18 protein-coding genes are annotated in these 21,510 nt (G+C 70.3%); 16 read left to right on the forward strand and 2 right to left on the reverse strand.

Annotation, left to right across the window (positions count from 1 at the left end; genetic code table 11):
* Positions 1–224: 224 nt before the first annotated feature.
* Positions 225–3,062, reverse strand: a complete 2,838-nt coding sequence (uvrA, locus tag CKO33_RS11930; protein WP_200182462.1) for an excinuclease ABC subunit UvrA — start codon at positions 3,060–3,062, stop codon at positions 225–227.
* A 206-nt stretch (positions 3,063–3,268) separates the two neighbouring features.
* Between uvrA and ssb the strand changes: the two genes are divergently transcribed.
* From ssb to lnt, 6 genes are all read left to right on the forward strand, one after another.
* Positions 3,269–3,760, forward strand: coding sequence for a single-stranded DNA-binding protein (gene ssb, locus CKO33_RS11935; RefSeq protein WP_200182463.1), 492 nt, complete (start codon positions 3,269–3,271; stop codon positions 3,758–3,760).
* Positions 3,761–3,782: 22 nt separating this feature from the next.
* A complete protein-coding gene (miaB, locus tag CKO33_RS11940; protein ID WP_200182464.1) occupies positions 3,783–5,135 on the forward strand; it encodes a tRNA (N6-isopentenyl adenosine(37)-C2)-methylthiotransferase MiaB in 1,353 nt (450 codons plus the stop codon).
* Between the two features lie 96 nt (positions 5,136–5,231).
* Complete coding sequence (locus CKO33_RS11945; protein WP_200182477.1) at positions 5,232–6,233, forward strand: PhoH family protein; 1,002 nt, start codon at positions 5,232–5,234, stop codon at positions 6,231–6,233.
* Positions 6,233–6,688, forward strand: coding sequence for an rRNA maturation RNase YbeY (gene ybeY, locus CKO33_RS11950; RefSeq protein ID WP_200182465.1), 456 nt, complete (start codon positions 6,233–6,235; stop codon positions 6,686–6,688). Before CKO33_RS11945 ends, ybeY begins: the two co-directional genes overlap by 1 nt.
* Positions 6,689–6,837: 149 nt before the next feature.
* Positions 6,838–7,701: a CorC family transporter gene (locus CKO33_RS11955; protein ID WP_200182466.1), complete on the forward strand. Its 864-nt coding sequence runs from the start codon at positions 6,838–6,840 to the stop codon at positions 7,699–7,701.
* Between the two features lie 34 nt (positions 7,702–7,735).
* Positions 7,736–9,283 carry an apolipoprotein N-acyltransferase gene (gene lnt / locus CKO33_RS11960; protein WP_200182467.1) on the forward strand — a complete coding sequence of 516 codons (1,548 nt, stop codon included), beginning with the start codon at positions 7,736–7,738 and terminating at the stop codon, positions 9,281–9,283.
* Here lnt and CKO33_RS11965 read toward each other — a convergent pair.
* Positions 9,264–9,785, reverse strand: a complete 522-nt coding sequence (locus CKO33_RS11965) for a zinc ribbon-containing protein (RefSeq protein WP_200182468.1) — start codon at positions 9,783–9,785, stop codon at positions 9,264–9,266. The two genes, lnt and CKO33_RS11965, sit on opposite strands and share 20 nt — an antisense overlap.
* A 191-nt stretch (positions 9,786–9,976) precedes the next feature.
* Between CKO33_RS11965 and leuS the strand changes: the two genes are divergently transcribed.
* The 10 genes from leuS to CKO33_RS12015 all read left to right on the forward strand — a co-directional run.
* On the forward strand, positions 9,977–12,433 hold the full coding sequence (leuS, locus tag CKO33_RS11970) for a leucine--tRNA ligase (RefSeq protein ID WP_200182469.1): 2,457 nt from the start codon (positions 9,977–9,979) through the stop codon (positions 12,431–12,433).
* Positions 12,430–12,939, forward strand: a complete 510-nt coding sequence (locus CKO33_RS11975) for an LPS-assembly lipoprotein LptE (protein WP_338081784.1) — start codon at positions 12,430–12,432, stop codon at positions 12,937–12,939. Before leuS ends, CKO33_RS11975 begins: the two co-directional genes overlap by 4 nt.
* A gap of 13 nt (positions 12,940–12,952) precedes the next feature.
* Positions 12,953–13,975, forward strand: coding sequence for a DNA polymerase III subunit delta (gene holA / locus CKO33_RS11980; protein WP_200182470.1), 1,023 nt, complete (start codon positions 12,953–12,955; stop codon positions 13,973–13,975).
* A gap of 48 nt (positions 13,976–14,023) precedes the next feature.
* Positions 14,024–15,298 (forward strand): glutamate-5-semialdehyde dehydrogenase, encoded by a 1,275-nt coding sequence (locus tag CKO33_RS11985; RefSeq protein WP_200182471.1) that lies wholly within the window; start codon positions 14,024–14,026, stop codon positions 15,296–15,298.
* A gap of 18 nt (positions 15,299–15,316) precedes the next feature.
* Positions 15,317–15,955 carry a nicotinate-nucleotide adenylyltransferase gene (gene nadD, locus CKO33_RS11990; RefSeq protein ID WP_200182472.1) on the forward strand — a complete coding sequence of 213 codons (639 nt, stop codon included), beginning with the start codon at positions 15,317–15,319 and terminating at the stop codon, positions 15,953–15,955.
* 60 nt (positions 15,956–16,015) lie between these two features.
* A complete protein-coding gene (gene rsfS / locus CKO33_RS11995) occupies positions 16,016–16,411 on the forward strand; it encodes a ribosome silencing factor (RefSeq protein ID WP_200182473.1) in 396 nt (131 codons plus the stop codon).
* Positions 16,412–16,421: 10 nt separating this feature from the next.
* Entirely contained in the window at positions 16,422–16,892 is a 471-nt protein-coding gene (gene rlmH, locus CKO33_RS12000) for a 23S rRNA (pseudouridine(1915)-N(3))-methyltransferase RlmH (protein ID WP_200182474.1), read from the forward strand.
* A gap of 3 nt (positions 16,893–16,895) precedes the next feature.
* Positions 16,896–17,525 carry a Maf family nucleotide pyrophosphatase gene (locus CKO33_RS12005; RefSeq protein WP_200182475.1) on the forward strand — a complete coding sequence of 210 codons (630 nt, stop codon included), beginning with the start codon at positions 16,896–16,898 and terminating at the stop codon, positions 17,523–17,525.
* Entirely contained in the window at positions 17,512–18,990 is a 1,479-nt protein-coding gene (gene rng / locus CKO33_RS12010) for a ribonuclease G (protein WP_200182476.1), read from the forward strand. The genes CKO33_RS12005 and rng overlap by 14 nt, the downstream gene beginning before the upstream one ends.
* 27 nt (positions 18,991–19,017) lie before the next feature.
* Positions 19,018–21,510: YhdP family phospholipid transporter (locus CKO33_RS12015; protein WP_274600765.1), on the forward strand; the 2,493-nt coding region annotated here is incomplete at its 3' end.

Here is a 21,510-nt window from a genome sequence, read left to right on the forward strand (position 1 = left end):
GTAGGTCACTGCCAGGCTCTTATCCCAAAACCCCCGGACGGCTCCGCCTCCGGGGGTTTTTTTATGCCCTCAACCCCCAAAAACCATCCCCCGGCCACCAAAAACAAAAAGGAAAAGGGGCGATGGTACGGGCTTATTCCGGCCGGACTCGGGAAAAGACGCCGCTTGCCCATGAGCCGCCGGCGGGTCGGGAAAACGGTGAGGGAAACAGGTGGCGGGGGCCGTTAGGATTCCTCTTGCGAAGGGACCATGGGCGCGAGGAAGCGTCCGGTGTGGGAACCTTGGGTATGGACGATGGTTTCCGGGGTCCCGGTGGCGATGATATGCCCGCCGCCGGAGCCTCCCTCCGGCCCCAGGTCGATGATCCAGTCCGCCGTCTTGATGACGTCCAGGTTGTGTTCGATCACCACCACGGTGTTGCCGTGGTCCCGCAGCCGGTGCAGCACCTTCAGCAACTGGTCCACATCCTCGAAGTGCAGTCCGGTGGTGGGCTCGTCCAGGATGTAGAGGGTGCGTCCCGTGTCCCGCTTGGACAGTTCCCGGGCCAGTTTCACCCGCTGGGCCTCCCCCCCGGAGAGGGTGGTGGCGTTCTGACCCAGTTGCACGTAGGACAGGCCCACGTCCATGAGGGTCTCCAGCTTGCGGCGTACCGCAGGCACGGCATCGAAGAATTCCAGGGCCTCCTCCACGGTCATCTCCAGCACCTCGTGGATGTTTTTGCCCTTGTAGCGGATCTCCAGGGTCTCGCGGTTGTAGCGCTGTCCACCGCAGACGTCGCAGGGGACGTACACGTCCGGAAGGAAATGCATCTCCACCTTGATCACCCCGTCCCCCTGGCAGGCCTCACAGCGCCCGCCGCGCACGTTGAAGGAGAACCGGCCGGGGGCATAGCCCCGGGAACGGGCCTCCTGGGTGCCGGCGAAGAGCTCACGGATGGGGGTGAACAGGCCGGTGTAGGTGGCGGGATTGGAGCGGGGCGTGCGCCCGATGGGGCTCTGATCGATGTCCACCACCTTGTCGATATGGTGGAGCCCCTCGATGGCGTCGTGGGGCGCCGGGGTCTCTCCGGCGCGGTGGAGGTGCAGGGCCGTCACCCGGTAGAGGGTATCGTTGACCAGGGTGGACTTGCCCGAACCGGAGACCCCCGTGACACAGGTGAACAGGCCCAGGGGCAGGTGCAGGTCCACCCCCTGCAGGTTGTTGCCCCGGGCCCCTCGGATCACCAGCATGCGATCGGGATCCGGAGCATGGCGTTGCGACGGTACGGGGATGCAGCGCGTCCCGCTCAGGTACTGCCCGGTGAGGGATGCCGGCTGCCGGGCCACCTCTTCCGGGGTGCCCTGGGCCACCACGTTTCCACCGTGGCGGCCGGCGCCGGGGCCCATGTCCACCACGTGATCGGCGCGGCGGATGGCGTCCTCGTCGTGTTCCACCACGATCACCGTGTTGCCCAGGTCCCGCAGGTTGGTGAGGGTGTTGAGCAGGCGGTCATTGTCCCGTTGATGCAGGCCGATGGAGGGCTCGTCCAGGATGTACATGACCCCCACCAGGCCCGCGCCGATCTGGGAGGCCAGGCGGATGCGCTGGGCCTCGCCGCCCGAGAGGGTGTCCGCGGACCGGTCCAGGGTCAGGTAGTCCAGCCCCACGTTGACCAGGAAGTTCAGCCGGTCCTGGATCTCCTTGACGATCTTCTCGGCGATGCGGCCCCGCCGTCCCGGCAGCGAGAGGCCGGCGAAGAAATCCCGGGCCTCGCCGATGGGCAGTGCGGTGATCTGCGGCAGGGTCCGGTCGGCGATGAAGACATGGCGTGCGGCCCGGTTCAGGCGGGTGCCCCCGCATTCGGGGCAGGGATGCACCGACAAGTACTTGGCCAGCTCCTCGCGGACCGCCGGGGATTCCGTCTCCCGGTAACGCCGTTGCAGGTTGGGCAGGATCCCCTCAAAGGGGTGACTGCTGCGGGTCCGGTGCCCACGGGCGTTGGCATAGGCGAACGGGATGTGTTCTTCCCCGCTGCCATGGAGCACCACCTGCCGGATGCGTTCCGGCAGGTCGCGAAAGGGGGTGTCGAGGTCAAAGCCGTAGTGCTCCGCCAGGGACTGGATCATCTGGAAGTAGTAGGGGTTGCGCCGGTCCCAGCCCCGGATGGCCCCCCCCGCCAGGCTCAGTTCCGGGTGGACCACCACCCGCTGCGGATCGAAGAACTGCTGTACCCCCAGGCCGTCGCAGACGGAGCAGGCGCCGGAGGGGTTGTTGAAGGAGAACATGCGCGGCTCCAGCTCCTGCAGGGCATAGCCGCAGTGGGGACAGGCGAAGCGGGAGGAGAAGATCAGGGGGGGCTGGCCGGAGTCATCCAGGTCCCGCACCAGGGCAATGCCGTCCGACAGGGCCAGGGCCGTCTCCAGGGATTCCGCCAGGCGCAGCCGCAGGTCCTCCCGCACCCGGAAGCGGTCCACCACCACCTCGATGGTATGCTTGCGCTTAGGCTCTAGGGCCGGCGCCGCCTCCAGTTCCACCAGCTCGCCGTCGATGCGGGCCCGCAGGAAGCCCTGGCCCCTGAGCCCCTCCAGGGTGTTCAGGTGCTCGCCCTTGCGTTCCTGCACCACCGGCGCCAGGAGCATGAGCCGTTCCCCCTCGGGGCGCTCCAGGATCTGGTCCACCATCTGGCTGATCGTCTGGGCCTCCAGGGTGGTGCCGTGTTCCGGGCAGCGGGGGGTGCCGGCGCGGGCGAACAGCAGCCGCAGGTAATCATAGATCTCGGTGATGGTGCCCACCGTGGAACGGGGGTTGTGGGACGTGGTCTTCTGTTCGATGGAGATGGCCGGGGAGAGCCCCTCGATGTGGTCCACGTCGGGCTTTTCCATCATGGACAGGAACTGGCGGGCGTAGGCGGACAGGGATTCCACGTACCGCCGCTGCCCCTCGGCAAAGAGGGTGTCGAAGGCCAGGGAGGACTTGCCCGAACCCGAGACCCCGGTGATCACGATCAGCCGGTCCCTGGGCAGGGTCAGGTCCACGTTCTGCAGGTTGTGGGTGCGGGCACCGCGAACGACGATGTGTTCCATGGATGGGATACGCAGCAAGAGGAAGGCATGGCCCGGGGAGGACCGCCCCGGAACGACGCGGGCCGTCACCGGTCCCATGGTGACGGATTGCGAACAAACGCCTAATGTAACATGATGCCCGCGCGCGAATCCCGCCCGGACCCCCGGGGTTTCCGGACCCCCGGGCGCACTTCACCATACGGCATCCAAAGGCACGAGGAATCTCCATGGCACGAGGTATCAACAAGGTCATTCTCATCGGTAACCTGGGCGCCGATCCCGAGGTGAAGTACGCCCCCAGTGGCGCGGCGGTCACCAACATCCGTCTGGCCACCACCGACAGCTGGCGGGACAAGCAGACGGGGGACGTGCAGGAGCGCACGGAATGGCACCGGGTGGTGTTCTTCGGCCGCCTGGCGGAGATCGCCGGGGAATACCTGCGCAAGGGGTCCCAGGTGTACATCGAGGGCCGCCTGCAGACCCGCAAGTGGCAGGGGCAGGACGGCCAGGACCGCTACACCACCGAGGTGGTGGCCAGCGAGATGCAGATGCTGGGGGGCCGCGGTGGCGGCGGGGGCGGCAGCGCCGACTACGACACCGGCTGGGGTCAGGGGGGGGGAGCCCCGTCCCGGGGTTCCGGCAACGCCCCCGCCGGCGGGCAGTCCTCCCCCGCGCCACAGGGGCCCTCCGCCGATTTCGACGACGACATCCCCTTCTGAGACTGCCGGATCCATCGGCCCCATGACGACGCGCATCCATATCCAGACCCAGGGCTGCCAGATGAACGAGTACGACTCGGGGCGACTCCTGGATCTCCTGCAGGCCGCCCTGGGGGCGGAGGCCACCGACGATCCCGCCCGGGCGGACGTGCTGCTGCTCAACTCCTGTTCCATCCGGGAGAAGGCCCAGGAAAAGGTCTTTTCCCTGCTGGGGCGCTGGCGGGCCCTGAAGGCGGCCCGGCCTGGGGTGATCATCGGTGTGGGGGGCTGCGTGGCCAGCCAGGAGGGGGACGCGCTGCGCCGGCGCGCCCCCTTTGTGGACCTGGTCTTCGGTCCGCAGACCCTGCACCGCGTGCCGGAGATGATCGCGGCCGTGCGCCGGGGGGAGGGGCCCCTGGTGGACGTTTCCTTCCCGGAGATCGAGAAGTTCGACCGCCTGCCCGAACCCCATGCCCGGGGATACACGGCGTTTGTCTCCGTCATGGAGGGTTGCAGCCGCTTCTGCACCTACTGTGTCGTGCCCTACACCCGGGGTCAGGAGATCAGCCGCCCCTTCGACGACGTGCTGGCGGAGGTGGCCCAGCTGGCGGCCCAGGGGGTGCGGGAGGTGACCCTGCTGGGGCAGAACGTCAATGCCTACCGCGGCGTCATGCATGACGGCGACGAGGCGGACCTGGCCCTGCTCATCGAGTACGTGGCGGCGGTGGAGGGCATCGACCGCATCCGCTTCACCACCTCCCATCCGCTGGAACTGTCCGACCGGCTCATCCAGGCCTTCGCCGATGTGCCGCAACTGGCGGGACACCTGCATCTGCCGGTGCAAAGCGGCTCCGACCGCATCCTGGCCGCCATGCGGCGGGGGCACACGGCCCTGGAGTACCGCGCCAAGGTGCGCCGCTTGAAAGAGGCCCGGCCGGACATCACCCTGTCCTCCGATTTCATCGTCGGCTTCCCCGGGGAGACGGAGGACGACTTCCGGGCCACCCTGGATCTGATCGAGTCCGTGGGCTTTGACCAGTCCTTCAGCTTCATCTACAGCCCGCGGCCGGGCACCCCCGCCGCCGCCATGGAGGACCCCACGCCCCTGGAGGAGAAGAAGGCCCGTCTGCAGCGCCTGCAGGCCCTGGTGGATACCCAGGCGCGGCGTATCAGTGAGGCCATGGTGGGCCGTGTGGAGACCGTGCTGGTGGACGGCCCCTCCCGCCGCGATCCCGCCTGGATGGCCGGGCGCACCGACAGCAACCGGGTGGTGAACTTCCCCGGCCCTCCGGACCTGGCGGGTTGCATGGTGCCGGTGCGCATCACCGAGGCCCTGAGCCACTCCCTGCGGGGCGAGTACCTGCCGCCCCCCGCCAGGGCGGCGAACGGGCCCTGATCGCGCTATAATGGTGTCCAGGCGCCTCCCCGCCATGGGAGGGGCCGGACCGGTCCACCTCATGCCCAAGAGCACCCCAAGCCGACCTTGACCGAACTGTCCCCCGAAACCCGGACGGAGGCGCAGCGACCCACCACCGTGGAGCTGTCCCTCGAACCCGTGGACAACCTGCGCCTGGCCAATCTCTGCGGTCCCTTCGACGAACACCTGCGGCTTCTGGAGAAACGCCTGGGCGTGGAAATCAACAACCGTGGCGGCCGCTTCAATGTCATCGGTGACCCCCGGCCCGCCCAGGCCGGTGCCGAGCTGCTGCGGGATCTCTACCGCAGCACGGCGGACGAGGCCCTGACCCCGGAGCGGGTGCACCTGCACCTGCGCAGTTCCGGGGCGGAGGGGCCGGAACGGAGCGGGCAGGGCGACGAAGAAGAACCCGCCCTGCGCCTGCGCCGCGGGATCATCCGCGGCCGGGGTCCGCACCAGCGGCGTTACCTGCACAACATCCGCAGCCACGATCTGAACTTCGGCGTCGGGCCCGCCGGCACCGGCAAGACCTATCTGGCGGTGGCGGCGGCCTGCGAGGCCCTGGAGACGGACCGGGTGCGCCGCCTTGTGCTGGTGCGTCCGGCGGTGGAGGCCGGCGAGCGCCTGGGCTTTTTGCCGGGGGACCTGGCGCAGAAGATCGATCCCTATCTGCGTCCCATGTACGATGCCCTCTACGAGATGCTGGGCTTCGAGAAGGTGGCCAAGCTCATGGAACGCAACGTCATCGAGGTGGCGCCCCTGGCCTACATGCGCGGACGCACCCTGAACGATGCCTTCGTCATCCTGGACGAGGCGCAGAACACCACCCCCGAACAGATGAAGATGTTCCTCACCCGCATCGGTTTCGGCTCCACCGCCGTGGTGAACGGGGACGTGACCCAGACGGACCTGCCCAGCCCGCGCCAGTCCGGACTGCGCCACGTGGTGGAGATCCTCAAGGACGTCCGGGGCGTCAGCTTCACCTTCTTCACCGCCGCCGACGTGGTACGCCATCCCCTGGTGCAGCGCATCGTCGAGGCCTATGACGCCGGCGGGGCGAACACCCCGGACGCCTGATGCCGGACCGGACCCAGGTGCAGTACGCCGTGCCCCGGCGCGGTATCCCCGCCCCGGCCTCGTTCCGGCGCTGGGTGGCGCGGGCCCGTCAGGGGGCCACCGGCTCCGTGGTGATTCGCGTCGTGGACGAGGCGGAGAGCGCCGCCCTCAACGGGGCCTACCGGGGCCGTGCTTACCCCACCAATGTGCTCTCCTTCCCCTTCGAGGGGCCGGAGGGGATCCCTGTGGATCACCTGGGGGACCTGGTGATCTGTGCCCCGGTGGTGGCGCGGGAGGCCCGGGATGCGGATCGGCCCCTGCAGAGCCGCTGGGCCCACATGGTCATCCACGGCATGCTGCACCTGCGGGGATTCGATCATCAGGACGAGACCGAGGCCCAGGCCATGGAGGCCCTGGAGACCGCCCTCATGGCGGACCTGGGCCACGAGGACCCCTATACCCTCCCGCAGTCCTGATGCCATGCGCGGAGGCGGCGCTCCGGATCGGAACGGTGCGCCGCCCCAGCGCCTCCGCCCGGGAAATAGCCACGGCCCCGGGGGCCGTGCAGACATCCAGGCCGGCATGCCCGGGACCGGCCCCACAACCCAATGGACAACGCCACATCATGAACACCGATCGATCTAGTCTTCCCGGGGCCCGCAGCTGGGTGGAGCGCTTCGGCCTCTCCCTGTCCGCGGAGCCCCGGGATCGCGCCCAACTCCTGGAGATGCTGCGCAACGCGCAGAAGCGCCAGGTGATCGATTCCGACGCCCAGGGGATGCTGGAGGGGGTCCTGCAGGTCTCGGAGATGCAGGTGCGGGACATCATGATCCCCCGCGCCCAGATGGATGTGGTCACCCGCGATGCCCGATTGCCGGAACTCATCCCCCTGCTGGCGGAATCGGCCCATTCCCGCTTCCCGGTGATCGGGGACGACCGGGACGAGGTGGTGGGCATCCTGCTGGCCAAGGACATGCTGCGCTATTTCGTGGAGGGGGGGGAGGCGGTCTTCGATATGCAGGACATCCTGCGCCCCGCCGTGTTCGTGCCCGAGAGCAAGCGCCTGAACGTACTGCTCAAGGAGTTCCGCAACAGCCGCAACCACATGGCCATTGTGGTGGACGAGTACGGCGGTGTGGCGGGGCTGGTGACCATCGAGGACGTGCTGGAGCAGATCGTCGGCGAGATCGACGACGAACACGACATCGAGGACTTCCTCACCCATATCCTGCGCCACGCCAACGGGCGTTTCACCGTCAAGGCCCTGACCCCCATCGAGGAGTTCAACGCCTACTTCAACACCCAGTACAGCGACGAGGAGTTCGACACCATCGGCGGTTTCATCGTGCATCGCTTCGGGCACGTCCCCAAGCGCGGCGAGGAACTCACCTTCGACCGCTTCCACGTACGCGTGCTGCGGGCCGATAACCGGCGCGTCCATCTCCTGGAGTTCAGCTACCGGGAGCCGGAGGCCGGGGAAACGGACTAAGACCCGCCCCGTCCCTGATCCCTTGTCCACACCCATGCCAACGCATCCCATACCCCGCGTCTGGACCGGAATCCTGGAGCGCCACAGCCGCCTGGCCGCCCTGGGGGCCCTGCTGGCCGGAGCGGTCACGGTCCTGGCCTTCGCCCCCTTCGGCTGGCGGCCCCTGGCGGTGGCCGGCCCGGCCCTGCTGTTTGTCCTGTGGGCCGGGGCTTCGCCGAAGCAGGCGGGTCTGCGGGGCTATGCCTTCGGGGCGGGCTTCTTCGGCGCGGGGGTGTACTGGATCTATTACAGCCTGCACCTGTTCGGCGCGGCCATCGCCCCGCTGGCGGCCCTCATCACGGCGGGGTTTGTCCTCTTCCTCGCCCTGTTCCCGGCGCTGCTGGGGTGGCTGGCCGCCCGCCTGCGCCCCGGTCTGCCCCGGCCTTTGTGGCTCATGGGGCTGGTGCCGGCCCTGTGGGTGCTCCTGGAGTGGGTGCGGGGCTGGTTTCTCACCGGCTTCCCCTGGCTGCGTCTGGGCACGGCCCAACTGGACACCCCCCTGGCCGGATACCTGCCGCTGCTGGGGGAGCTGGGGGGCAGCGCCGTGGCCGCCGTCCTGGCCGGGGCCCTGGCCTGGGTCCTGGTGGACGGACGCCGGGGGATGCCGGCCCTGGCCGTGGTCCTGCTCCTCGGACTCGGCGGGGTCGGGCTTGGCCAGATGGACTGGACCCGGCCCGCGGGCCCCGCCCTCAGCGCCAGCCTGCTCCAGGGCAATGTGGCCCAGGAGGACAAGATGGACCCGGCGCAGCTGCCGCTCTCCATGGCCCTCTACCGCCGCCTGTCCCTGGAGGCCGCCGGCAGTGATCTCATCCTCTGGCCCGAGACGGCGGTACCCGCCTTCTACGATCAGCTGCAGGCCCCGCTGCTGGACCCCCTGGCCCGGCGGCTGGAGGAAGAGGGGAGTGCCCTGGTCATCGGGGTGTTCACCTATGACCCCGGGACCGGGGCCATGTACAACAGCATCGCCCGCGTGGGCGGGGAGGACCCGGCGGTCTACCACAAGCGCAAGCGGGTCCCTTTTGGTGAATACCTGCCCCTGCGCGGTCTGCTGGCCTGGCTGGATGCCTACATCCAGCTGCCCATGGCGGACCTCTCCCGGGGCCACGGCGGCTGGACCCTCAAGGCCGCCGGGATCACCCTGGGGCCGTCCATCTGCTACGAGGATGCCTTCGGTGCCCAGACGATCCGCGCCCTGCCCGAGGCGCAGCTGCTGGTGAACGTCACCAACGACGCCTGGTTCGGGGATTCCATCGCGCCCCACCAGCATCTGGAGATCGCGCGGGTGCGCAGCGTGGAGACCGGGCGGCCCATGCTGCGGGCCACCAACACCGGTGTCTCGGCGGTGATCGGGCACCGCGGGGAGGTGCTGGCCCGTTCGCCCCAGTTCACCACCCATGTCCTCACCACCCAGGTGCAGCCACGGGCGGGTATCACCCCCTATGGGCGCTGGGGGGACGGGCCGGTGGTGGTGACCGCCGCCCTGGCGGCGGTGCTGCTGCCCCTGGCGGGGCGCCGGCGGCGGCTCAGTCCCGGGCGCGCCTGAAGGTGGTGGCCTTGCAGCGGGGGCAGGGGGGGATGCGCCCGCTGCGGGTGAAGTGCAGGGTCTCGCCGCACTGGGTGCAGGTGAGCTCCCCGGGGCCGGCCACCTCGCCGGTGTGCCAGACGCCCACAGTCCGGGCCCGGGCCTCCAGTTCCGCCAGTTCCAGGCGGGTGCGGTCCGCCACCGAGGTGAGCAGGTCCAGCAGCCGGGCCTCGATGAGCTGCAGGTCCATGCGCAGCCAGGTGCGCAGGTCCCGCCGGGAGGCGCTCAGGTAGTCCCCCATATCGTGCAGGTCCCGGCGCAGGTAGTCCGCCACCTCGTGGGCCTCCTCCCGGGTGACTTCTCCCAGGTGCTCCGCCCTGTGCACGGCCTGCTGGATGGCCTCCTCCAGGGTGGTTTCCGCCGTCTCCAGGGTATGGCGCACCCGCTCCAGCATGCGCTCGTAGGCCTGGGTCAGGGTGTCCCGCATGGGGTGTTCGCGGGCTGTGTGCTTGTCTTCGGCCATGATCCTCGCTCCCGGCAGGCGCCGCTGTCGTCTCCATCCAAGCCTACCAACTCTCCCCCGCCGCGACCATGCGCCGGCGGCGGCACGTTGTCCCTCGCGCGCGGGCGCTGGTATGCTTTTCGGTCTTTTCCGAGCCGTTGCGGTCCGGGGGTCGTCCCCGGCCGTCCCCCCCCGATCCAGCCGGTATCGCCATGCAAGAACACTACCAACCCGAAACCGTCGAGGCTGAGGCCCAGCAATGGTGGGAGGAGAACGCCTGCTTCCGCGCCCGGGAGGGCACGGACCGCGAGCCCTTCTACTGCCTGTCCATGTTCCCCTATCCCAGCGGCCGGCTGCACATGGGGCATGTGCGCAACTACACCATCGGGGATGTCATCGCCCGCTACCAGCGCATGCGCGGACGCGACGTGCTGCAGCCCATGGGCTGGGACGCCTTCGGCCTGCCGGCGGAGAACGCCGCCATGAAGCATGGCGTGCCCCCGGCGCAGTGGACCTACGAGAACATCGACTACATGCGCGGGCAGCTCAAGCGCCTGGGGTTCGCCTATGACTGGTCCCGGGAGATCGCCACCTGCACCCCCGACTACTACCGCTGGGAGCAGTGGCTCTTCCTGCGCCTGTTGGAGAAGGGGCTGGTCTACCGCAAGACGGCGGTGGTGAACTGGGACCCGGTGGACCAGACCGTGCTGGCCAACGAACAGGTGATCGAGGGCCGTGGCTGGCGTTCCGGGGCCCTGGTGGAACGCCGGGAGATCCCCCAGTGGTTCGTGCGCATCACCGCCTATGCCCAGGAACTGCTGGAAGGGCTGGATCAGCTGGAGGGCTGGCCCCAGGAGGTGCGCACCATGCAGCGCAACTGGATCGGCCGCTCCGAAGGGGTGGAGTTCGATTTCCAGGTGGAGGGGCACGATCCTTTGCGCGTCTATACCACCCGCCCGGACACCCTCATGGGGGTCACCTATGTGGCGGTGGCGGCGGATCACCCCCTGGCCCGTCAGGTGGCCGAGGGCAACCCCGACGTGGCGCGTTTCGTGGAGCAGTGCCGCCACGAGGCCGTGTCCGAGGCCCTCATGGCCACCCAGGAGAAACGCGGCGTGGACACGGGGGTGCGGGCCCTGCACCCCGTCACCGGCGAACCGGTGCCGGTGTGGGTGGCCAATTTCGTCCTCATGGAGTACGGCACCGGTGCCGTCATGGCCGTGCCGGCCCACGATCAGCGGGACTGGGAGTTCGCCCGCGCCCACGGCCTGCCCATCCGCCAGGTGATCCGTCCCGCCGAGGGCGAGGAGGCCGACGTGGACCTGGAGCAGGGGGCCTATACCGAAAAGGGGGTGCTGATCCACTCCGGCCCCTTCGACGGGCTCGACTCCCAGCAGGCCTTTGAGGCCATCGCCGCCTTCCTCGAGGAGCGCGGCCTGGGTCAGCGCCGGGTCAACTACCGCCTGCGGGACTGGGGCGTCTCCCGGCAACGCTACTGGGGCTGCCCCATCCCCATCATCCACTGCCCGCAGTGCGGCGCCGTGCCGGTGCCCGAGGACCAGCTGCCGGTGGTGCTGCCCGAGGACGTGGCCTTCGACGGCGAGGGCTCCCCCCTCAAGAAGATGCCCGAGTTCTACGAGACCACCTGCCCCCGATGCGGCGGCGCGGCCCAGCGGGAGACGGACACCTTCGATACCTTCTTCGAGTCCTCCTGGTACTACGCCCGCTACACCTGCCCGGACAGCGACACCGCCATGGTGGACGAGCGGGGCCGCCACTGGCTGCCGGTGGATCAGTACGTGGGCGGCATCGAACATGCCATCCTGCACCTGCTCTACGCCCGCTTCTTCCACAAACTGATGCGGGACGAGGGCCTGGTGCCCGGCGACGAGCCCTTCACCCGGCTGCTCACCCAGGGGATGGTGCTCAAGGACGGGGCCAAGATGTCCAAGTCCAAGGGCAACACCGTGGATCCGCAGGCGCTCATCGAGCACTACGGCGCCGACACCGTGCGCCTGTTCATGATGTTCGCCGCACCGCCGGAGATGTCCCTGGAGTGGTCCGACTCCGGTGTGGAGGGGGCCTTCCGCTTCCTCAAGCGCCTGTGGCGCCAGGTGCATACCCATGTCAGCGCCGGGCCGGCCCCTGCCCTGGATCCGCAGGACCTGACCGAGGCGCAGGCCGCCCTGCGGCGCAAGCTGCACCAGACCCTGGCCAAGGTGAGTGATGATCTGGAGCGGCGCTACACCTTCAACACCGCCATCGCCGCCTGCATGGAACTGATGAACGACCTGGGCCGCTTCGAGGACGACAGCCCCCAGGGCCGGGCCCTGGTGCAGGAGGTCCTGGAGGGGGTGGTGCTCATGCTGGCCCCCATCGTGCCCCACATCACCCACCGCCTCTGGAAGGAGCTGGGGCATGACGAGGCCGTGGTGGACCGCCCCTGGCCGCAGGTGGATCCGGCAGCCCTGGAGTGCGCCACCCAGGAGATCGTGGTGCAGGTGAACGGCAAGCTGCGCGGCCGCATCCAGGTCCCCAGCGATGCCGACCGGGACACGATCCAGGCGGCGGCCCTGGCGGATGAGCATGTGCAACGCCATACCGAGGGCAAGTCCATCGCCAAGGTGATCGTCGTCCCCGGCAAGCTGGTCAACGTGGTGGCCAAGTGAGCCGGCGGGCCGCGCTCCTGGGGATCCTGCTGGGGCCCTGGCTGGCGGCCCTGCTGCTGCTCCCGGGGTGTGGATTCCAGCTGCGGCAGGCCGGCGTGCTGCCGGCCCCCATGGCGCGCACGGCCCTCATCGGGGTCGACGCCGGGGATCCGCTGCACACCGAGCTCCGCCTGGCCCTGGAGGCCCGGGGGGCGGAACTGGTGCCGCCGGAGGCCGCCGATACGCGCCTGGAGATCCTGGAGCGGCGCCAGGGCCGGCGGGCCCTCTCCGTGGGCGGGGACGGCCGCATCAGCGAATACGAGGTGCGCCTGCGCCTCGTCTACCGGGTGCAGGGGATGGACACGGAGTTTTCCATCCCGCGGCAGACCCTGGAGCTCACCCGGGACTACCTTTTCGATGCCTCCGGGGTACTGGGCCGGGCGGAACAGGAGCGGGTGCTCTACGAGGCCATGCGGCGGGATGCCGTGCAGTTGATAATGATCCGCCTCCAGAACGCGGCGCGCTGAACCGCGGCCGGCCATGCAGATCAAGCCCGAGCAACTGGAGGCGCATCTGGAGAAGGGCCTGGCCCCGGTCTATCTGCTCTCGGGGGATGAGCCCCTGCAGATGATGGAGGCGGCGGATGCCGTGCGCGCCGCGGCCCGGGCCCGGGGCCATAGCGAGCGGCAGGTCTTCAGTGCCGATATGGGGTTTGACTGGGGGCGCCTGCGCGAGGCGGCCCGGAGCCTGTCCCTGTTTGCCAGCCGCCGCGTACTGGACCTGCGCCTGCCCACGGCCAAGCCCGGTGCCGAGGGGGGGCGGGCCCTGGAAGCCTATGCAGCACAACCGCCTGAAGATATCGTGTTGCTGGTGCAATGCCCCCGCCTGGAGGCGAGGGACCGCAAGTCCGCCTGGTGCCGCGCCCTGGAAGGGGCGGGGGTGATGCTGCAGGTCTGGCCCCTGGACCGGTCCGCCACCGAGGCCTGGATGGCCCGGCGCCTGCGCCGGCGCGGCCTCAACCCCACCCCCGAGGCCCTACGCCTGCTCAGCGACCGGGTGGAGGGTAACCTGCTGGCGGCCGCCCAGGAGATCGAAAAACTGCTGCTGCTGGCCGGGCCCGGGGAACTGGATGCACCGGCGGTGCTGGCGGCGGTGTCCGACAGCGCCCGCTTCGGGGTCTTCGACCTGGTGGATGCCGCCCTGGCGGCGGACGCCACCCGGGCGGTGCGCATCCTGCAGGGGCTGCGGGGGGAGGGGATGGAGCCCGCCGTGGTGCTCTGGGCCCTGGCGCGGGAGATCCGTGGTCTGCACCGCATGGCCGAGCGGGGGCAGGCGGGGGAGCCCGTGCGCGAACTCCTGGCGGGGGTGCGTCCACCCCGCCGCCAGCCCCTGGTGCGCGCCGCCCTGGGACGTCTGCCGGAGCCCGCCCTGGCGCGGCTGCTGTCGGGCTGCGCCCGCACCGACCGGGTCGTCAAGGGGCTGGAGGCGGGCAGCCCCTGGGACGAATTGTTAGACTTGACCCTCGCCCTGGCCGGGGCGCCGGCCCCTGCGTGGGCCTCGTGAAACACGAACCCGGCCGGAATCTGCCAAACTGCAAGTGAGACGAAAACGGTGTCCGAGACGGTGAACGGCGATATCCAGCAGACCATGGAGGCCATGGGCGAGCGGGCCCGGGCCGCCTCCCGCATCCTTGCCCGTGCGGACACGGGGGCAAAGGACCGGGCCCTGCGCACCATGGCCGAGCGCATCGAGCAGCGCAGCGAGGCCCTGATGGCGGAAAACCGCCGGGATCTGGAGGCCGGGGAACGGGCGGGCCTGGATCAGGCCCTGCTGGACCGCCTGGCCTTCACCCCGGAGCGCCTGGCCACCATGGCCGAGGGGCTGCGGCAGATCGCGGCCCTGCCGGATCCGGTGGGGGCCATCTCCGATCTCAACTACCGCCCCTCGGGGATCCAGGTGGGGCGCATGCGGGTCCCCCTGGGGGTCATCGGCATCATCTACGAATCCCGGCCCAACGTCACCGTGGACGCCGCCGGACTCTGCCTCAAGTCCGGCAACGCGGCCATCCTGCGGGGCGGCTCCGAGGCCTTCCATTCCAACCGGGTGCTGGCGGAGTGCATCCGGGAGGGTCTGGAGAGCGCCGGCCTGCCGGCGGATGCGGTGCAGGTGGTGGGGACCACCGACCGCGCTGCCGTGGGCGCCCTGCTGCGCATGCAGGCCTACGTGGACGTCATCGTGCCCCGGGGGGGCAAGGGGCTCATCGCCCGGGTGAGCGAGGAGTCCCGCATCCCGGTGATCAAGCACCTGGACGGGGTCTGCCACGTCTACATCGACGACCGGGCGCAGCTGGATAAGGCCGTGGCGGTGACGGTGAATGCCAAGACCCAGCGCTACGGCACCTGCAACACCCTGGAGACCCTGCTGGTGGCCGAGGGGATCGCCCCCCGGGCCCTGAAGGCCCTGGCCCCGGCCTTTGCCGAGAAGGGGGTGGAGCTGCGGGGCTGCGACCGTACCCGGGCCTTCCTGCCGGAGATCGCCGAGGCCACCGAGGCGGACTGGCGGGCCGAGTACCTGGCCCCCATCCTGGCCATCCGCGTGGTGCCGGATCTGGATGCGGCCATCGACCACATCCATCGCTATGGCTCCGGTCACACCGACGCCATCCTCTCCGAGGACTATGGCCGGGCCCGGCGCTTTTTGCGGGAGGTGGACTCCAGTTCCGTCATGGTGAACGCCTCCACCCGCTTTGCCGACGGCTTCGAGTACGGCCTGGGGGCGGAGATCGGCATCAGCACCGACAAGCTCCATGCCCGCGGCCCCGTGGGCCTGGAGGGGCTCACCACCCTCAAGTTCATCGTCCTGGGTGATGGCCATGTGCGTGGCTGAAGCCCCCCGGCGCGACCCATGATCGGCATCCTCGGCGGCACCTTCGATCCCATCCACTTCGGCCATCTGCGCCCGGCCCTGGAGGTGAAGGAACACCTGGGCCTGGATGAGGTCCGCTTCATCCCCTGCGGCACCCCGCCGCACCGGCGCCGTCCGGTGGCGGCAGTGGCGCACCGGGCCGCCATGGTGGAGCGGGCCGTGGAGGGGCAGCCGGGCTTTCGCATGGACCCGAGGGAGCTGCACCGCGAGGGGCCATCCTATACCGTGGACACCCTGCAGGACCTGCGCGCGGAGGTGGGGCAGGAGGTGCCGCTGTGCCTCATGCTGGGGATGGACGCCTTCGCCGGCCTGTCCTCCTGGCATCGCTGGCAGGAGATCGGCAGCCTGGCCCATATCGTCGTCTCCCACCGCCCGGGCAGCCCGGCCTCCCACGACCTGGGGGACTGGATGGAGGATCGCCGCACCCACGACCCGGAGCACCTGCGCCGGGCCCCGGCGGGCCGGCTCCTGTTCATGCCGGTGACCCAGCTGGACATCTCCGCCACCGCCATCCGCTCCACGGTGGCCCGGGGGCGCAGCCCCCAGTTCCTCCTGCCCCGGCGGGTGGCCGAATACATCGAACACGCCGGACTCTACCGCCCCCCGGGGGGCGAGTGAGCCACCCCGGCAGACCCAACCACACCGACGCAAAACGGGCGCACAGTGACCGAGAACGGCATGCAGGACCGAGAACTCACCCAACTCGTGGTGGACGCACTGGAGGACATGAAGGCCCGGGATATCGCTGTCCTGGATGTCCGCGGCAAGACCACGGTCACCGATACCATGGTGATCGCCACCGGCGCTTCCAACCGCCATGTCAAGTCCCTGGCCGATCATGTCCTGCTCAAGGCCAAGGAGGCCGGGATCACGCCCCTGGGCGCCGAGGGGGAGCGGGAAGGGGAATGGGCCCTGGTGGACCTGAACGATGTGGTGGTCCACGTCATGCTTCCGGAGGTGCGCAGCTTCTACAACCTAGAGAAGCTCTGGCGCACCGGGGACGAGGAGGCGGAGACCCCGGCGCAGATGGACGAGGATACGCCCGAGGCGGCGCTGCGCCGCCTGCGCCGCTGATGCCCGTCCCATGCGCGTCCATCTTCTGGCCATCGGCACCCGCATGCCCGCCTGGGTGAACCAGGGTTTCCAGGCGTACGCCCAGCGCATGCCTGCGGAATGCGAACTGGTGCTCAGGGAGATCCCCGCCCCCCGGCGCGGGCGCAACCCGGACGTGGAGCGCCTGCGCACCCGGGAGGGCCAGGACCTGCTGGCCGCCATCCCCCGGGACGCCTGGGTGGTGGCCCTGGACGAGGGGGGGCGCGTCTGGGACACCAAAGGCCTGGCGGTGCGCCTGGATGAGTGGATGCATTCCGGGCGCGACGTCTGCCTGCTGGTGGGCGGGCCCGACGGCCTGTCCCGGGACTGCCGCGAGCGCGCCCACCTCACCTGGTCCCTGTCGCCCCTCACCTTCCCCCATCCCCTGGTGCGCATCCTGCTGGCGGAACAACTCTACCGGGCCTGGTCGCTGCTGCGCGGCCACCCCTATCACCGGGGATAGACCGTGATCCTGCTGGCTTCCGCCTCCCCGCGCCGCCGGGAACTGCTGCATCAGATCGGCATCCCCCACCGGGTGCACCCGGTGGCGGTGGACGAGACGCCGCGACCGGGGGAGGACCCGGCCCGCTACGCCGCGCGCCTGGCCCGCACCAAGGCCGCCGCCGGCCGGGAGGCCACCGGCGGGACGCTGCCGGTGCTGGGGGCCGATACCGTGGTGAGCATCGACGGCCTCATCCTGGGCAAGCCCGCCCACCGGGAGCAGGCCCTGGAGATGCTGGCCCGCCTCTCGGGGCGGGTGCATGTGGCCTACACGGCGGTGGCCCTGGCCCACGCGGCGGGGATTGACGAGACCTGCAGCACCACCCGGGTGACCCTGGCAGAGCTGGATCCCGCGGTCATGGCCGCCTACTGGGCCAGCGGCGAGCCCGCCGACAAGGCCGGGGCCTACGGCATCCAGGGTCGCGGGGGGCTGTTCGTGCGCCACCTGGAGGGCAGCTACAGCGGCGTGGTGGGGCTGCCCCTGTTCGAGACCGGACGCCTGCTGGCGCACCGGGGCATCCATCCGGTCTGGGGCGGCACGCCCACGGCGGATTCCGAATCATGCGGCGGGAGGTCCAGCGATGATGGGTACTGAGATCCTCATGAACGTCACCCCCCAGGAGACCCGCGTGGCCCTGGTGGAGAACGGGGTGCTGGTGGAACTGAACATGGAGCGCGCCCGCCGGCGGGGGCGGGTGGGCAATATCTACAAGGGCCGGGTCAACCGGGTCCTGCCGGGGATGGATGCCGCCTTCGTGGACATCGGCCTGGAGCGGGCCGCATTCCTCCATGCCTCCGATGTGGTCCCCCTGCAGCGGGACGAGACGGCCAACGGGGAGGTCGAGCGTCCCGAATCCATCCATCGCCTGTTGCGGGAGGGCCAGGAGATCCTGGTGCAGGTGATCAAGGACCCCCTGGGCACCAAGGGGGCCCGGCTCACCACCTACATCACCGTGCCCTCCCGCTACCTGGTGCTCATGCCGGACAACCGCTCCGTGGGCATCTCCGCGCGCATCGAGGACGAGGCGGAGCGGGCCCGGCTCAAGGCGGACGTGGAGGCCCTGCAGGCGGAGACCCAGAGCCCCTTTGGCTTCATCGTGCGCACCGCGGCCGAGGCCGCCACCCCCGAGGCCCTGCGCAAGGACATGGTGTTCCTCAACAAGCTCTGGCAGAGCATCCAGGAAAAATCCGTCACCATGGCCCCGGGCACCGAGGTCTATGCCGACCTGCCCCTGACCCAGCGCATCCTGCGGGACATGGTGGGGGTGGAGCTGGAGAAGATCCGGGTGGATTCCCGGGAGACCGCCAACCGGGTGAGCGAGTTCGCCGCCCAGTACGTGCCGGAGCTCCTGGAGCGCATCGAGCACTACCCCGGGGAGCGCCCCATCTTCGACCTGTACAACGTGGAGGATGAGATCCAGAAGGCCCTGGAGCGCAAGGTGGAACTCAAGTCCGGCGGCTATCTGATCTTCGACCAGACCGAGGCGATGACCACCATCGACATCAACACCGGGGCCTTCGTGGGGCATCGCAACCTGGAGGAGACCATCTTCAAGACCAACCTGGAGGCGGCCCAGGCCATCGCCCGCCAGCTGCGGCTGCGCAACCTGGGGGGCATCATCATCGTGGACTTCATCGACATGACCCAGGAGGAGCACAAACGCCAGGTGCTGCGTTCCCTGGAGAAGGCCATGGAGAAGGACCACGCCAAGAACCAGATCTGTGATGTCTCCCCCCTGGGGCTGGTGGAGATGACCCGCAAGCGCACCCGGGAGAGCCTGGAACACCAGCTCTGCGAGCCCTGTCCCACCTGTGCCGGCCGGGGGTATATCAAGTCCGCCGAGACGGTCTGCTATGAGATGTTCCGGGAGATCATGCGTGAGGCCCGCCAGTTCGATGCCCGTGAACTGCTGGTGCTGGCCGCCCAGCCGGTGGTGGATCTGCTGCTGGACGAGGAGTCCGCCAGCGTGGCCGAATTGCAGGAGTTCGTCGGTATCCCCATCCGCTTCCAGGTGGAGGCCCTCTACACCCAGGAGCAGTTCGACGTGGTCCTGCTCTGACCGCGCCCCTTGTCCGGGGAGTCCCCCTTGGCAGGCAAGATCCCATCCCGTCTCGCCCGTGCCGGCGCCGTCGTCGTCCTCTCCCTGGCGGCACTGATCCTTTCCCTTCGCCTGCTGCTGCCGCAGGTGGACGGCCTGGCGCCCACCCTGGAGGCGGTGCTCTCCGACCTGGTGGAGCGTCCCGTGCGCGTGGGGCAGTTGCAGGCCCGCTGGCGCATCCTCTCCGCCCGCATCCGCGTCGATGACCTGACCATCCTGGACCCCGGGAGCGACACCCCCCTGCTGCGCAGTGAGCGCGTGGAGATGAGCCTGGATCTGTCCGCCAGCCTGTGGCAGGGGCGGCCGGTGTTCGACCGGGTGCGGGTACAGGGTGCGGACCTGCACGTGTTGCGGGATGAGCGGGGCCGCATCCGGGTGCTCGGGGGCGGCGCCCCCGCCGGGGGGGCGGACACGGACCTGCTGGCCCTGCTGGCGGGCAACCGTTTCCTCCTGGAGGACAGCCGCCTGCGCTGGGAGGACCGTCTCCTGGGTATCGATGACCGTTTCGAGGCCCTGAACCTGTGGGTGGCGCTGGAGGCCGACCGGTTGCGCCTGGCGGGGGAGGTCTCCCTGCCCCGCCGGCTGGGGCAGAGCCTGCAGGTGTCCATGGACCTGCGCCACGAGGACGGGACCCGTTGGGACGGGCGCGGCTATCTGCACGCCCGGGGCCTGCGCCTGGCGGGCCTGCCCCGGGCGACCCGGTCGCGCCTGGGGGTGGAGGCCGGGGTCCTGGACGCGGGCCTGTGGCTGCGCTGGGAGCAGGGCCGTCTGGTGCGCATCCAGACCCGTCTCGGGGCTACGGACCTGCAACCCGCCGCCGGATCGCCCCCCCCGCTGGATCTGCAGGCCCACCTGCTGTGGAACCGCACCCCCCGGGGCTGGACCCTGCGTGGGGAGGACCTGGACCTGCGCCGGGAAGGGGTGGGCTGGCCGCCGGGGAGCGGCTTCGATCTCACCTGGACCCAGGGGCCGCAGGGGGGGCATCTGCAGGCGCGCATCGATCACCTGCGCCTGGACGACGTGGCGCCACTGCTGGCGGGCCAGACCCTGTTTACGGGGACGTGGCGGGAGCACCTGGCCCGGCTGCGTCCGGGCGGGGTCCTGAGCGGGGTGCAACTGGATCTTGCGCACCGCGGCGAGGGTCCCCCGGTGGGCCGGGCCGAGGGGCGTTTCCGGGGGGTGCGCCTGGCCCCCGACGGCCGCCTGCCGGGGCTGTCCGGTCTGGACGGGGGCTTTGATCTGTCCGCCGAGGGGGGGCGCATCTGGGTCGAGGCCCGGGACGCCCGCCTGGAGCTCCCGGGGGTGCTGGACCGGCCCATGCCGGTGGAGACCCTGGAAGGGGTCCTGGACTGGAGCCCCGGTCCCGGAGGCGGGGTGCTGGAGACCCGGCGCCTGGTGTTGCACAACGCGGACCTCGCCCTGGACGCCCGCGGGCGGGTGGTCCTGGGGGCACGGCCCGAACTGGATCTGGCCGTGGACTTCCGGGATGGCGATGTCCGTGCCGTCCCCGCCTATCTGCCCCGGGGGCTCCCACCGGAGTTGCGCCGCTGGCTGCAGCGGGCCCTGGAGGCGGGGCGGATCCGTAGCGGCGGCATGGTGTTTCGCGGTGCCCCGGGGGATTTCCCCTTCCGCGCTGGGGAGGGGGTGTTCCGGCTGGCGGCGGAGCTGGAGGCGGTGCGTCTGGCCTATCGCCGCGACTGGCCCGCCATCGAGGACCTGACGGCACGGCTGACCTTCCACGGACCCAGCATGGAGGTGGAGGTGCGCGACGGCCGCATGGCAGGGTTGCGGATCCAACAGGCCCGAGGCGAGATCCCGGACCTGGGGAGGCCGCGCCTGCAGGTGAGGGGCAAGGCCCGCGGGGGATTGGGGGCATACCTGGGCCTGGTGCGCGCCAGTCCCCTGGCGGCGCGGGCCGGCGACCGGCTTGCCCCCGTGCGCGCCGGGGCCGGGGAGGGGAGGCTGGACCTGGATCTGGACATCCCCCTGCAGGGGGAGGGCCGCACCCGGGTGGCGGGACGGCTGGCCCTGACGGGGGGGCGCTTCGTCCATGGCGGGCGGGGCTGGACCCTGGAGGCGGTGGATGGGAGCGTCGCCTTCACCCGGGAGACCCTGGTGGCCCGGGGGATCACGGCGCGTCTGCAGGGGATCCCCCTGACCGTGGACCTCCGGCGTGACCCCGGGGCGGGGCTGACCCTGGAGGCCCGGGGTGCCCAGGCCGTGGCCTCCCTGCCGGCCTCCCTCCCGGAGGCCCTGCGGCAACGCCTGCGGGGGACCCTCGCCTGGCAGGCCCGCCTGCACGCCCCGGTGGACGCGGAAACGATGCAACTGGAGCTGCACAGCGACCTGGCCGGGCTGGTCTCGGATCTCCCCGCTCCCCTGGACAAACCCGGCGGCCTTGCCCGTCCGCTCCAGGTGCGCGCCCGCCTCGCGGGGGACACCTGGGGGCCGGTCCGCTTCTCCCTGGCGGGGGGGGTGGAG

Origin of the sequence: Ectothiorhodospira mobilis, from assembly GCF_016584115.1 — a bacterium.
In the GTDB taxonomy this organism is placed as follows: Bacteria; Pseudomonadota; Gammaproteobacteria; order Ectothiorhodospirales; family Ectothiorhodospiraceae; genus Ectothiorhodospira; species Ectothiorhodospira mobilis.

Bases quoted from the DNA above. Each gene is read 5' to 3' on its own strand.
- uvrA (WP_200182462.1), bottom strand. From the start codon at position 3,062: ATGGAACACATCGTCGTTCGCGGTGCCCGCACCCACAACCTGCAGAAC.
- ssb (WP_200182463.1), top strand. From the start codon at position 3,269: ATGGCACGAGGTATCAACAAGGTCATTCTCATCGGTAACCTGGGCGCC.
- miaB (WP_200182464.1), top strand. From the start codon at position 3,783: ATGACGACGCGCATCCATATCCAGACCCAGGGCTGCCAGATGAACGAG.
- ybeY (WP_200182465.1), top strand. From the start codon at position 6,233: ATGCCGGACCGGACCCAGGTGCAGTACGCCGTGCCCCGGCGCGGTATC.
- CKO33_RS11955 (WP_200182466.1), top strand. From the start codon at position 6,838: ATGAACACCGATCGATCTAGTCTTCCCGGGGCCCGCAGCTGGGTGGAG.
- lnt (WP_200182467.1), top strand. From the start codon at position 7,736: ATGCCAACGCATCCCATACCCCGCGTCTGGACCGGAATCCTGGAGCGC.
- CKO33_RS11965 (WP_200182468.1), bottom strand. From the start codon at position 9,785: ATGGCCGAAGACAAGCACACAGCCCGCGAACACCCCATGCGGGACACC.
- leuS (WP_200182469.1), top strand. From the start codon at position 9,977: ATGCAAGAACACTACCAACCCGAAACCGTCGAGGCTGAGGCCCAGCAA.
- holA (WP_200182470.1), top strand. From the start codon at position 12,953: ATGCAGATCAAGCCCGAGCAACTGGAGGCGCATCTGGAGAAGGGCCTG.
- nadD (WP_200182472.1), top strand. From the start codon at position 15,317: ATGATCGGCATCCTCGGCGGCACCTTCGATCCCATCCACTTCGGCCAT.
- rsfS (WP_200182473.1), top strand. From the start codon at position 16,016: ATGCAGGACCGAGAACTCACCCAACTCGTGGTGGACGCACTGGAGGAC.
- rlmH (WP_200182474.1), top strand. From the start codon at position 16,422: ATGCGCGTCCATCTTCTGGCCATCGGCACCCGCATGCCCGCCTGGGTG.
- rng (WP_200182476.1), top strand. From the start codon at position 17,512: ATGATGGGTACTGAGATCCTCATGAACGTCACCCCCCAGGAGACCCGC.